Annotated in this window: 10 protein-coding genes; all 10 read right to left on the bottom strand. The window is 34.3% G+C overall.

The annotated features are described in order from the left end of the window. Window position 1: 1 nt before the first annotated feature. The 10 genes from LK453_RS02665 to LK453_RS02620 all read right to left on the bottom strand — a co-directional run bounded on the left by LK453_RS02665 (window position 2) and on the right by LK453_RS02620 (window position 12,873). On the bottom strand, window positions 2–1,039 hold the full coding sequence (locus tag LK453_RS02665) for an ATP-grasp domain-containing protein (RefSeq protein WP_201538367.1): 1,038 nt from the start codon (window positions 1,037–1,039) through the stop codon (window positions 2–4). Window positions 1,040–1,677: 638 nt separating this feature from the next. Then, the gene (locus tag LK453_RS02660; RefSeq protein WP_227954053.1) at window positions 1,678–2,862 is read right to left on the bottom strand and encodes a glycosyltransferase; all 1,185 of its coding nucleotides are present in this window, start codon (window positions 2,860–2,862) and stop codon (window positions 1,678–1,680) included. Next, window positions 2,862–3,734, bottom strand: a complete 873-nt coding sequence (gene murB, locus LK453_RS02655) for a UDP-N-acetylmuramate dehydrogenase (protein ID WP_265088911.1) — start codon at window positions 3,732–3,734, stop codon at window positions 2,862–2,864. The genes LK453_RS02660 and murB overlap by 1 nt, the downstream gene beginning before the upstream one ends. Window positions 3,735–3,913: 179 nt before the next feature. Then, window positions 3,914–5,149, bottom strand: a complete 1,236-nt coding sequence (locus LK453_RS02650; protein ID WP_201542036.1) for a UDP-N-acetylglucosamine 1-carboxyvinyltransferase — start codon at window positions 5,147–5,149, stop codon at window positions 3,914–3,916. A 24-nt stretch (window positions 5,150–5,173) separates the two neighbouring features. Further along, window positions 5,174–6,505, bottom strand: a complete 1,332-nt coding sequence (locus LK453_RS02645) for a lipopolysaccharide biosynthesis protein (protein ID WP_201538471.1) — start codon at window positions 6,503–6,505, stop codon at window positions 5,174–5,176. A 6-nt stretch (window positions 6,506–6,511) separates the two neighbouring features. Further along, window positions 6,512–7,540: an NAD-dependent epimerase/dehydratase family protein gene (locus LK453_RS02640; protein WP_201542034.1), complete on the bottom strand. Its 1,029-nt coding sequence runs from the start codon at window positions 7,538–7,540 to the stop codon at window positions 6,512–6,514. Window positions 7,541–7,607: 67 nt separating this feature from the next. Further along, the gene (gene tviB, locus LK453_RS02635) at window positions 7,608–8,900 is read right to left on the bottom strand and encodes a Vi polysaccharide biosynthesis UDP-N-acetylglucosamine C-6 dehydrogenase TviB (RefSeq protein WP_201542032.1); all 1,293 of its coding nucleotides are present in this window, start codon (window positions 8,898–8,900) and stop codon (window positions 7,608–7,610) included. Window positions 8,901–8,958: 58 nt separating this feature from the next. Continuing rightward, window positions 8,959–11,217: a polysaccharide biosynthesis tyrosine autokinase gene (locus LK453_RS02630; protein WP_201542030.1), complete on the bottom strand. Its 2,259-nt coding sequence runs from the start codon at window positions 11,215–11,217 to the stop codon at window positions 8,959–8,961. Between the two features lie 100 nt (window positions 11,218–11,317). Further along, complete coding sequence (locus LK453_RS02625) at window positions 11,318–11,749, bottom strand: low molecular weight protein-tyrosine-phosphatase (RefSeq protein WP_201538355.1); 432 nt, start codon at window positions 11,747–11,749, stop codon at window positions 11,318–11,320. Window positions 11,750–11,769: 20 nt separating this feature from the next. Beyond that, window positions 11,770–12,873: a polysaccharide biosynthesis/export family protein gene (locus tag LK453_RS02620; protein ID WP_201538352.1), complete on the bottom strand. Its 1,104-nt coding sequence runs from the start codon at window positions 12,871–12,873 to the stop codon at window positions 11,770–11,772. Window positions 12,874–13,227 lie beyond the last annotated feature (354 nt).

The following is a 13,227-nucleotide window of genomic DNA, read 5'->3' as shown; positions in this document are numbered from 1 at the left end:
ATTAAGAGTTAGTATCAGATTCAATGTGAGAATGGGAAAGTAGACTTTCAATCATCCAATATTGAGGATTAAATTTCTTTGTATACCAGTTCAAATTTTCGTCCCAATAACCTGGACATTGATCATATGCTTCAATAGAAAATCCATAACTAATTTCTACGATAAGTGGATTACCATCATCATCTAAAACGAAGTCGAAAGCCACACACTGGGACCGTAAAATTTCATTTACAGAAAAAGCAAGTTCAATAGTTTTTATATTAATGCTATCTATATCATATATGATATTACCACTTCCCGAAGCTCTAAAGTCGCCTGTGCGTACCATTCTTTTAATAGCAAAAGCTTTTCTATTTATAATTATGACCCGAGTATCTGACTTATTATTAGGGATAAAATCTTGAAAATAAACATAACCATTTTCATTATTTTGTAATCTAGAGAACTCAGGCGTAACGACTAATCTTCCCGCGCCTTTGAGCACACCTATTAAACTATCTTGACCAGCCTTAAATTTATTAAAACGTTCTTTTAAGTTACCAAGCTTATCAAACTGTGCAAAGCCTTTATTAAAAGCTTGATGTATAATTTTTTTAGCTTCTTTATAACTTCTTACAAGCTTGACGTTTTTGGCACCAGCTCCACCTTTTAGCTTAAATACTTTAGGAAAGGAAGTCTGCTTAGCCCAAGCTAGTGCTTCTGCCTGTTCATAAAAGACATAACTCGGCACAAGCGGAGCACCAATAGCTTCAAGTAAATATTTCTGAGCTACTTTGTCATCAAAATGCCAACCTGTATTGAAGTTAGGAAAAACAATAATACCTGCTTGTTCCAAAGCGAATAAAATTCTTTTTGCAGTAAGCACATCTTTGAATTTTCCATGATGATGATGCCACATAAAGATATCGCAATCTTTGACTTGATGAATGATATCATTATCAAAAGCGTTTACTATTTTGTAACTTATGTTATTTTTTATACAATACTGTAGCCAACGTTCAGAAAAACTTCCTTCTCTATGGTGAATTGCAATTTTCATTTATTTTTCTCTTTGTTAATCAATAATTAGTAATGTAGTGGATAAATATCTAATGTAAAACTAGTGAGAAAATAGGAGTCTATAATATTAGCTATATGACACAAATAGTTAGATTCTCAAAATAGATATTATATGTTAACTCAATTTTAAAGAGTTGCTTATTTAAAACTCAGCAAACTAATGTCACTTATATTGAAAACCCTATCTTTACTTATATAGATAAACTACTAAGATATGATTTATCAAAATCAAATATTTTAAATTAGCGATACTAGTAGCTAATTCTCAATAATAATATATTTTCTATACTAATATAATTCGATCCTTTAATTTTATAACTAACTATAATTATTGCAGCATGAATGTCATAGTTGACAACTTCTCTAAGATATTTTTCTTCTTCTATAATATATATCTATTTAAAATATTGTTAAAATTATTTGACTCAATATTAATAATTGTTTATAGCGAGTTGCAATCTTAAAATGAAGGATTAGTCTGATTAAAAAAGTAGTAAGGTAAATATAATTAAGCATGAAATAATCTAAAACTAAAAATGTAAATATTTTATTTACTAACCTGGAGAATTATAAAATTAAACTAATATGTTCTAATTATTAATTATTAATTATTAATTATTAATTATTTTTATTAACCATACTTTTTTTATAGAAAGTACGTAATGTCAGAATAGTACGCATAGGAGAGAATTGAAATTTTTTCTTATTATCATTACATATTGAATTATATAAATTCTCATATTTATCTAGAGCCTTTTCAATATTAAAATACTTATCGAATACTATATTCATATATGCAGAAATATTTTCATAAAATCTGGAATTAGTTATTAAATTTTCAATGTTCGAAAGGTTCTCATTATTATCCAGAGAAGGAAAAATATTTCTTCCAGAAAAATTAGTTTTAAAAGCTTGTTCGAAAGTATCTTGTGTTAATAAAACAGGAATATGGCTCTGGGAATTTATAGTCAAAACAGGTAAACCTAAAGAAGCTGCTTCCATAACTCCTCTACCTGTAGAAATCGTAGCATCTGCGAGGAATAGCATTTTCGAAGCATTATATGTATACTTATTTTCAGTTAATATAACTACATTACCGTTCTTAACATGTTCATTCAATATAATATCTTCTAAAACCTCATTATCTTCCACTACTCCAATTATAAATAGTTTGATTCTCAGTTTAGAATTTCTTTTATATAGGATATCTAATAAATTAATAGAATCTAGAATACTACTCTTGTATGTTTGTCCAATACGAGCAATTTTTACAAATGTAAAAGCATCTTGTGGTTTATTAATATCTGTACTTTTATCATCAGTATTAATCTTTGCTACTCGATTTGGTATAAGAGTAGTAACTGTATTTCTATAATTACTATTACTTTCAAACCATATTTGATTTTCAAGACTAAATAAGACAAGATTATGAACATGCGGAAATTCGTTCTCTTTCTTCGGATTAGGGCCTCCACATTTATTAAGAACAGTTTTAGTCGCCCATCTTGGATATAATGGTGCTATTACATTATAAGAAGCTACATCAAAATAATGAAAAATATCAGGTTGAAAATCTTTAATTGTTTTATCAATGGTCGACTTAAGTTTTAATAAATTTAAACCATTAAAATCAATGTGAACAATATGATGGGGATTATTACATATATTTCTACTATCACCAGGACCGATTGAAATCACACCAACATCATGTTTTTTTGAGATTATATTTGAAATGTGTAACAAACTATATAGATGCCCACCGTTACCATGTTTGAGTACGGAAATAAAGAACAAGATCTTCATTACGAAATTATCCTTTGCTCAACTACCAATTCAATACCAAAATGCATTTTTACCCTTCTTTGAATTTCACTAATTAGAGAAAGAATATCTTGCCCTGTTGCACAACCTTTATTAACAATGAATCCACTGTGCTTAGTTGATACCTGAGCTCCTCCTATGGATAATCCCTTAAGATTTAATTCATCAAGCATTGGCCCTACGAATCTACCTTCGGGTCTTTTAAAAACACTGCCAGAGTTAGGATATTCTCGAGGCTGCTTGGCCCATCTAAGTTTTTTTCCTTGCAACATTTTATGCTGTATTTCACTAGGATCACCAGGACTAAGCTTAAACCATGCTTTTAATATAATATGGTTATTTTCTTCTTGAAAAAAGCTATTTCGATAAGAAAAATTTGCTTGTTCACTTGTAATTTCACTTACCTCTAGAGTATTCAAATCTAAAAATCGGATTTTAGTTATTACATCTTTAATTTCTTTATCTTTATTGCCTGCATTCATTACGATAGCCCCGCCAACAGAGCTTGGGATATCATAAAACTCCTCTAAACCTGTTAAACCATAGTGTAGAGCTATTTCGCTCAACTTCAATAAAGTAGCCCCTGCTTCTGCTATCAATAAACCATTTTCGAATACTATTTTATCAAAACATTTGTTTAAAATTATGAAAGGGGTTTCATAATATTCCTTAGACAAAATAATATTATTACCATTACCAATAATATTTAAGGGTTTAGATGAGTTATCTTTAAGTAGGGCGATTAGTTCTTTTTCACTATCAGGGAAATAGGCCTTTTTACAGATGCTCTTTATCCGATAGGAATTTAGTTCAGTTAAGTCCATCTTCTCTATAACTTTCAAACCATACCTCATTTTTTATTCAATATTAATATTTATGGTGTAAGTAATATAGAAAAACCTATAGAGCATCTTAAAATAAATTATACTCTTATTATATGTAGATGCTCGATTATTAAGGTTCTTCTTTTATCCAATCTTAGCTTATCGTCTCAAATCTACGGCAATTAGCTAACCATATTTTTTAGAAAAAATTAACTTGATAAGGCTTTAAGTTTTTCAGTTATGTTTTCATAGCCTCGAGAAATCTGCCAAGCATCTTCAATTATAGTTTCTCCTTCAGAAACTAATCCTGCTAATATAAGAGCCATTCCTGCTCTTAGGTCTAATGCCTTAACTCTGGCACCTTGTAGTTGATTACCACCATGTATCTTTAGCATATCCCCTTCAATAGAGTACTTCATTCCCATTTTAGCTAATTCCTCAGCATAAGCATATCTTCCTGGAAAGCGTAAATCTACAATTTTAGAGTCGCCTTGTGAGCATGCTCCATAAACTGCAAAAAGTGGTTGCATATCAGAATTTATTCCTGGATACGGGCCTGTACTAATCTCTATAGGGTAAGGGGTACTGCCCTTTACAATTAGGGAACGCTCACCTTTATAGAAATTCATTCCACTTTCACGTAGAAAGACTAATGGTACCTCGAGATGCTCAAGAGGAAAGTTAATAATTTCTATATCTCCACCTGTAATTGCAGATGCAATTGCCCAGGTAATAGCTTCCATGTTATCTGGTATTACTTTGTGTTTTACACCTTGTAATTCTTTTACACCCTCTATCTCAATAGATCTCTGACCATAAACTTTAATATTTGCTCCCATTTTATTTAACATATCTATTAAGTCTAAGATTTCTGGACGAATGTGAGGGTTCCAGATTTTAGTAAAACCTTCTGCAAGCACACCACATAAGATCGCATTTTCTGTTGCGCCAGTTGAGCGAATAGGTAAGTGTATTTCACAACCTATCAATCGCCCGTTAGATTTTGCGCAAAGATATCCCTCTTCTTCCCATACTTTTGCTCCCATACTCTCTAAGACTTGTATATGTAAATCATATTTTCTATCCCCTAGAGGACAGCCACCAGGAAGTGGAACTTTTCCTTGACTAAAGCGAGCTGTTAGGGAACCTAGTATTAGTAATGAGTTTCTTATTGAGCGTTCGTCCCATAACAACTCATTAGATATGGTTGAAGATTCTTCTATACATAAATAACCATCTTTTTGGTAGCATGTTTTCCCCATTTTCTCTATCATACCGATATGAACCTGCATATCTAATAGACCATTAGGGGAGTCAAATAACTCGACTTTATCACTAGTTAAAACTGAGGCAGTCAGTAATTTTAAGGCAGCATTCTTTGCACCACTTACTTTAACTTTACCCTCTAGTTTAGTTTTTGAAACACATAAAATATTTTTTTTCATTATTAAAACTCTTTTAGTCTTAAGTTAAGTTGGATTTATTGTAATATTAGGTTTTCTAACTGTAAATATGATAAATAAGGTAGTTCCTAAATAATATAAACTTAGGTAAATACTAAGGGCTATTACAAAAGTTTCATGGCTGAATTCATAAGTATTAAAAATAAGCAATAAAACTGCTAAGCCCAAAATTCTAGTAATATTTATTAAAAGGAAATGCTTTTGAGAACCTGCTATATTTAAAACCTGCATTAATGGATTTGATGTGAATTGCAATAATACAAAAGGGGCTAGAATTGCAGCAAATTGTCCAGCAACTTGCCATTCTGCACCAAATACCACTTTAAACATAGACTCGGATAAAAGCATAACTAATATAGTGATTGGAATGCCAATTAAGAACAGCTTTTTTTGGATATCTATTGTCAAATATCTTACTTGGTCTAAATTTCTTCTACCAATTTTAGCGATTTCAGCATAGAACGCACTACTTATAGCTTGAGAAATAATACCTGTCGGCAGAGATATAGCCATAATTGCTAGGCTTAACTGTCCAGTTAGACCTTTACCATATAAGGCTGACATCATCAATACCGGTGCATTACTTGATACTTGAAGCAGTAATTGTGATGGCAGACGAAAAATAGGGAATTGCTTATAATAAGCAGCAGCAAATTTTATCCTACTAAGTTTAATATTGGGTAATAAAAGACGAAAATCTTTAAATGAAGCCTTTATCAATCCTCCAGAGCCACTACTAAGTGTTAATAGTTGGCCAATTATCAAACCAATAGGTTTATAACCCAATAGTCCTAATACTATTTTTGATGAGTTGCCAATGAATGATTGAGCAAACTGGGTAGTAGCCATAACGCGATACTGTTTCTTTCTAGTAGCCCAAGAGTTAAGCAATTCATAAATAGCAGCTCCCGCTATGCTGAGTATAACTAACCACCACAGACTACCTAGTTCAGAAATATTAAATTGTAGAAAAATTATGTCTGAAAAAAAATAAAAGATCGTAAAGAGAGATATGCAGTACAATAATATTAATAGGAAGCCTAAGGCTAGAAGATTTATAGCAAAAGCATCTTTTTTAGGTAATGGTATAGCAGTTCCGTATCTAAGGGTAGCTCCGGGGACTAAGATTGAGACTGTAGAGACATATAATGCTAATACCCCATAATCTGACGGCGAGTAGATACGAGTTATTATTGGAATAGACAGTATTCCAATAATTCTCGCTGTGCCTGACCCTATAGCTAATGTAAGCATTCCCTTAAAGATGCTAGAGCTATCTTTTTTATTAAAAGTATCTTTTAATAAAGCTACTATTTTGTGCGATATATTTTTATTCAATTTATATTATCTTTGAAGAGAAGTAACATACCAAGCCATTGCCTCATCAATACCCTGAGAAATATCGAATTCTGGCTCATAGCCTAATAATTTTTTAGCTTTACTAACGTCAGCTTGACTATGACGTACATCACCAGGTCTGAAGTCACAATAGGTGGGCTGTCGTTCATATGTCACATCATTATCTGCTAATGCTAACTTGATAGCATTAAATAAATCATTAAGTGTTGTACGGTTACCAACGGCAACGTTATACACTTGGTTAATCGCATCCTCATTTTTAGTAGTAGCTGCTAAGATGTTGGCTTGAATGGTATTTTCAATATAACAAAAGTCACGACTGGTTTCACCATCACCATTAATAAATACCGTATCATCTTTAATCATGGCTGTTGTCCATTTAGGGATAACTGCAGCATAAGCTCCGTCTGGATCTTGACGACGACCAAAGACATTGAAGTACCTTAAACCAATACTTTTGAAACCATATGAACGAGCAAATACATCGGCATATAATTCATTAACGTATTTAGTCACTGCATAAGGTGACAATGGTTTGCCAATCTTATCTTCTACTTTTGGTAGACCAGGGTGGTCACCATACGTTGAGCTACTCGCTGCATAGGTAAAGCTTTGTACTTCCGCATCACGAGCGGCGGTTAACATATTTAAGAAACCGGATATATTAACTTCATTAGTCGTAATGGGATCAGCAAGTGAACGAGGTACAGAACCCAACGCAGCTTGGTGTAATACATAATCTATGCCCATGCAGGCTTTTTGGCAGTCTACAAAGTTACGAATATCACCTTCGATGAAGCTAAAGCGCTGCCACTGTTCAGTAGAGACTAGGCGTTGAACTTCGTCTAAGTTCTTTTGATGGCCCGTAGCAAAGTTATCTAAACCTACTACTGTCTGATTAAGCTTTAATAAAGTCTCGAGTAGGTTCGAGCCAATAAAACCAGCCACACCTGTAATAAGCCAAGTCTTAGGAACGGTAACTAAGTCTTGTTGGGTTTTTTGGTATTGAGTCATAAAAGTTCACTCTTTTATATTCTATAAATTCAGTTCGTTTAAGTTTTACTGTATAAATGAGATCAGATTATAAACGTATATCGCTCAGCTCACTATCAAATAGATATTTTAAATCGTAGAGAACGTGGTTAGATTTCCCTAGCTCTCTAATTTTCTCCACACCCATCTCTACAAACTGTTTATGTGCCACAGCTAAGATAATACCATCGTAGCTATTGTTCTCTAAGTTACCAATATCATTAATAGGCGAAATACCATATTCATGTTGTGCTTCATGAACATCAACCCAAGGATCATACACATCAACATCGATGTTGTACTCTTCTAGTTCATGTACAATATCAATCACTTTAGTATTGCGTACATCAGGACAGTTTTCTTTAAAGCTTAAACCTAAGATTAATACCTTAGCACCTTCAACTTGGATGCGCTTTTTAATCATAGTCTTAACTAATTGAGTAACCACATATTCGCCCATGCTATCGTTTAAGCGACGACCCGCTAGGATTATCTCAGGGTTATAACCGATGGCCTGAGCTTTGTGCGTTAGGTAGTAAGGGTCAACACCGATACAATGCCCGCCAACTAAACCTGGGCGAAACGGTAAAAAATTCCATTTAGTACCAGCTGCGGTTAATACCGCTTCCGTATCAATTCCCATTTTATTGAAGATAACGGCTAACTCATTAATCAAAGCAATGTTGACATCACGTTGGGTATTTTCAATCACTTTAGCCGCTTCAGCTACTTTAATAGAAGGTGCTTTATGAGTTCCGGCTGTGATAATAAGGTTATACACGTCATCTACTAGGTCTGCCACCTCAGGATTAGAGCCTGCAGTCACCTTTAGAATGTTAGTAACACGGTGCTCTTTATCACCTGGGTTAATGCGTTCAGGGCTATAACCAGCAAAGAAATCTTTATTAAATGTTAAACCCGAGCTACGCTCTAATACGGGGATGCAGACCTCTTCGGTAGCTCCAGGATAGACGGTTGACTCATATACTACGATATCGCCTGTTTTAAGCACACTCCCAATAGCCGTAGAAGCTTTGACTAAAGGCGTTAAGTCAGGCTGTTTGTATTCATCGATAGGAGTGGGCACAGTCACGATATAAAAATTACATTCAGACAGCTCATTTATATCTGAACTAAACCGTAACTGTTTGGCGCCCGCTAGTTCTTCATCATTAACTTCTAAAGTATGGTCTGTGCCAAAATTTAATTCATTAATGCGGTTTTGATTAATATCAAAGCCGATAACTGGATATTTTTTACCAAATTCAACGGCTAAGGGAAGGCCAACATAACCAAGACCAATTACCGCAATTTTTATATCCTTAATATTTAGCGTGTTCATCTTTTAACTCTCTTGTTTAAAAATAATAATTATAAATTTATAAATACTAAATAAAACTCTAATCTTTAGAGTTATCATATGCATAGCTATAGTGGTAACTATACTTATCAGTAATACCACGTACTACATCATTTAGTACAATACCATCGACTATAATATTTGATTTCTGCATCTGTTTAATTGCATAAGCTAATTGTCCTTCGATAGAAACATTATAACGAGTGACCATTAATACTTTATCTGCATATTGTGCTGTAATTATAGCATCAGAAACGGCAAGAACCGGCGGTGTATCAATGATAATATAATCATATATAGACACTAACTCTAATAACATCTTACTGAATTTATCTGTAGATAGAAGTGAAGCCGGATTATAAGGATGTTTACCTCTTGGCATAAAATCAATAAATTCAAAGCTAGTAGGATGAATGTAGTCATTAAGGCCAGCATTATCTTCAGTTAAATAGTCGCCTAACCCATTATTTTGAGTAACAGTAAAAATCTTATTGAGCTCGCCACGGCGCATATCGCCATCTATAATTAACACTTTCTTATTAAGTTGGGAAAAGGTTTCTGCAAGATTCGATGAAATAAACGACTTACCAATGTTAGGGGCTTCCCCTGAGATAACAATAACCTTGCCTTGTTTAGCAGATAAAGCAGGATCCATATCGCCAAATATACTAGCTATTCTACTGGTCTTAGGCATTGCAAACATTAATGAAGTTCTTAAGCTCTTTATGCCTTCATAGCTCAATCCATCATGCTCAACCATAGCTAATAAGCGACGATGACTGTTTTTCTTTTTACTTAAGTTAAACGAGGTTTTAGATCTTGGAATAGTGGCAATAACAGGTACACCAGTTTTAGCCTCCAAACGTTCAGGGTCTTTAATAGAATTACGTAATAAGCTTTTGGCAAAAACAATAAGTATTCCTAATAACATGCCAGATAATAAACCAAGCATTTGGATTAAATCTTTCTTAGGCGTAATTATTTGATAAGTATTAATAGGCATATCTACAACACGTACATAACCTATCTCGCCAGCTTTAGCAATTTGCAACTGTTGATAGTTCTTGAGCATTGTTAAATAAATTTCTCGATTAATCTCTGTATCTTGTGAGAGCTGTAGAAACTCACGTTGCATCTCTGGTAAACGCGAAATGCCTTCCTTAATTTGATTACGTCTTTCTTCTAATGTATATAATTGATCATTTATTTGAATAACTAGAGGATGCTCTTCAGTATAGTAAGTTAATAGTTCTGCCTTTTTGAGATTCAACTCACTCACCTGTTTTTCAATAGCAGCTCTTTCGTTAACCAGTATCCCAGCCTCTTGATTTACATCAATAGTACCGTATTGTTGACGAAATTTATTAAAGTCTTGCTCTGATTGCTCTAACTTTTGTTTAAGCTGAGGAATCTGAGATTGCATAAAATCAAGGGTTGTTCGAGTCTGTTGTGAGCCACGCTCGAGGTTTTGTGATACATAAGACTGTATAACTTGAGCCAAAACAGTACTAATATGTTCCTGGTTACTACCGCTTAATGTCAACTCGATGATGCCAGTTTTAGATCCTCGCTCTGCCACAGACAGAGAGCCATTCAAAGCGTTAATAGCATTAGGCATAGCTATTTTAGAAATATTTATAGAATGGCCTTCGGAAGGTAATGCATTAACCAATAAACTGATCTTTCCCTCTGGAGTATTAATAGTAGTTGGCGTACCAATATTACCCTTATACTCTACTAATTCTTCATTAATAAAATGAGACAACTTGAAACCTGTGGCAGTCTTATTCAGAGTAAATGACTTATTCAAATAAGCCAATGGAACATTAAAACTAGCCACCTTAACGTCACCATACTTTGTATCTAATATTACTTCCTTTCCAGTACTAAATTGGGTCGGTATCTTATCCTGTAAAATACGGTCGACAGATCTGATCTCAGGATTACTGAGCCTAATATCTAAGTGTAGTTTTTCAATAACTGGTTGAAGAACCATACGTGATTTGATCAGCTCACGTTCTGTATCTGCAGGAGTAGATTCAGTACCGACTAATTCAGAGATATTAGCCCCTAACGCAGAAATGCTCTTAGAGGCACTATCTATTTGTACTAGCGCATCTGTTTTATAAGTAGGCTGTTCATAACGACTGTAAGTAACCCCTAATAACAGCCCTAATAGAGCCATTGCTAGAATGGTCTTCCAACCTTTAAAGATGGTTAGCAATAGAGCCATCAAGTCAATTTGCTCGTTATCTTGAGAGATACTACTCTTAGAATTGTTTAGATCAGTCTGACTCATAAGTTTTCACAATTTTATTAATGACTTGTTAAAAAAACGGGAATATAAATGCTGCTTATTAATTTAAAGATAATCTTTATAATTAGACTTAATAAGAAAATTAGATAATCTTATCTTGCCATTCATTGAGACCTTCAACGATATCTTGATATGCAGTCTGAAAAGCACTCAACTCATGTTTGTAAGGGTCAGCAATATCTTTATCATTCCAATGACCTAACTTAAAAGTTTTACCACGACAAAAAGGCCAGCGTTCCTCGATCCATTTATTTTGACTGTCTGACATAGTGAAAATAAGATCAGCGTTTAATGCCAAATTCTCATCAATTTGTTTGGCAACATGGCTAGTAATATCGATGTTTTGTTCTTGCATAATTTTGATGGCTGCTGGATCTGCACCATGGCCGACTAAAGCACCCACACCCGCTGAGTCAATATTTTTCTCAGGAAAGCGCTGCTTTAGTAAAGCTTCTGCCATCGGGCTACGGCAGATATTACCAACACAAACGACTAAAATATTTTCAAATGCCATAATGATACCTATCAATAAATTTAAAATGCATATCTATCAAGCGCTGAAGCTGAAGGAAGTATCGAACTAAGCACTCGGTTCCATCGCGTTAAACCGGTTGGATCAACATACACGATATCACCAGGTTGCATCTCAAAGCGATTGGCCAAAGCTAGATTAGTAACAGACTGCAAGTTGGCATGATAAATATCGGTATACGACGCATGGCCATGATCACGTATTACGTACAACTTAGCTGCGTCTGCTGTGCGTGAATCCAAACCTTGGACTTCCCCTAATACTTGGGTTAGGCTTAGCCCCTGTTCAGGGATCTCAATAGGTTTTACACTGCCAAACTCACCAAGTACATAGACTTTATTACGGTCACGACTGTTTACATGAATAGAGTCACCATCTCTTAGATAGATTCGACTAGCAGAAATCCCCATATTCTGTAAATCAAGTAGACCTAGCTCATAGGTAGTCCCATTGCGAGTTAATACCAGATTATTTGAGTCACCTTCAGGACCAACGCCACCTGCCATGGAAAGGGCGGTATATAGAGAAACAGGTCGGTCTTCAATACTGAACTCACCAGGCTGCTTAACCGCACCATCAATAAAAAAGTTATTACTACGATATTTAAGGACCTGTACTTGGGGATCTGGATATTTCAAGTAGCGTTGAAGTTGACTACGTAGCTGAGTGGTAAACTGAGGTAGTGATAGACCACTTGCTTTTATTCGACCTATCAAAGGGAACTGAATATAACCTTGTTGATCTATAGGATAACCGATATCCGATTTAGGGATTTGGGGATAGTCACCTAAGGTGATAGATAGAACATCACCTTTTGAAAGGCGATACTCAGAACTGCGTGAGCTATTTAATAACTCACGCACCCTAGCATTTTTCATAGTTGTGCCAGAACGATTGACAGAATAAGCGGGTGCTGATGGTAAAGTGGCTAAACTTAAGGGCTGAATATTAAATTGCATCCCATTTTCAGCAATAAAGGCACCTTGTGGCGGTAAGTCACCTGATTGCAAGCCTGAATTAATACTAGTACAACCAGAAGTTAATCCAATTATTACGGCAAGTGTCATGCTGGTAAGCAAAGGTTTACGGTGTCTTAAAAAATTCATGCTAGCTTCTCTACCTTAGTTGCCCATATCTATTCAATCATTCTAATCAGTTTCATCTTAATACTTTATTACTTTCTAGATAAGCTGCTTTTAAAAAGCAAAGAATTATTACATTCTTAGCGACTCAAAACTATATCTGTTTGGTTAACACAGCATTGATATTGGTTTAAAGAGTTTTTAGGCGTAATACAACCAATGTTCTAGTTATTTTAGCATTAAACCTGCAGTATTGTCGTAATTTGCTCCAATATGGCAATACAAAATAATATATATATTATAGAAGTAGGGAATTAAAAGAAAGCGTAAGTTTAGCAGGATAAATAAGCCAGTCAAACTTGATTAAAGCGAATTAAT

The sequence above is a fragment of the Psychrobacter sanguinis genome (assembly GCF_020736705.1).
GTDB lineage: Bacteria > Pseudomonadota > Gammaproteobacteria > Pseudomonadales > Moraxellaceae > Psychrobacter > Psychrobacter sanguinis.
Note: the sequence above shows the minus strand (reverse complement) of the source record. Positions and strands in the feature narration are given on the sequence as shown.

What these genes read in the sequence shown, in the direction of transcription:
- LK453_RS02650 (WP_201542036.1), bottom strand. Translation starts at nt 5,149, where the DNA reads ATGAAAAAAAATATTTTATGTGTTTCAAAAACTAAACTAGAGGGTAAA.
- tviB (WP_201542032.1), bottom strand. Translation starts at nt 8,900, where the DNA reads ATGAACACGCTAAATATTAAGGATATAAAAATTGCGGTAATTGGTCTT.
- LK453_RS02660 (WP_227954053.1), bottom strand. Translation starts at nt 2,862, where the DNA reads ATGAAGATCTTGTTCTTTATTTCCGTACTCAAACATGGTAACGGTGGG.
- LK453_RS02630 (WP_201542030.1), bottom strand. Translation starts at nt 11,217, where the DNA reads ATGAGTCAGACTGATCTAAACAATTCTAAGAGTAGTATCTCTCAAGAT.
- LK453_RS02665 (WP_201538367.1), bottom strand. Translation starts at nt 1,039, where the DNA reads ATGAAAATTGCAATTCACCATAGAGAAGGAAGTTTTTCTGAACGTTGG.
- LK453_RS02625 (WP_201538355.1), bottom strand. Translation starts at nt 11,749, where the DNA reads ATGGCATTTGAAAATATTTTAGTCGTTTGTGTTGGTAATATCTGCCGT.
- murB (WP_265088911.1), bottom strand. Translation starts at nt 3,734, where the DNA reads ATGAGGTATGGTTTGAAAGTTATAGAGAAGATGGACTTAACTGAACTA.
- LK453_RS02620 (WP_201538352.1), bottom strand. Translation starts at nt 12,873, where the DNA reads ATGAATTTTTTAAGACACCGTAAACCTTTGCTTACCAGCATGACACTT.
- LK453_RS02640 (WP_201542034.1), bottom strand. Translation starts at nt 7,540, where the DNA reads ATGACTCAATACCAAAAAACCCAACAAGACTTAGTTACCGTTCCTAAG.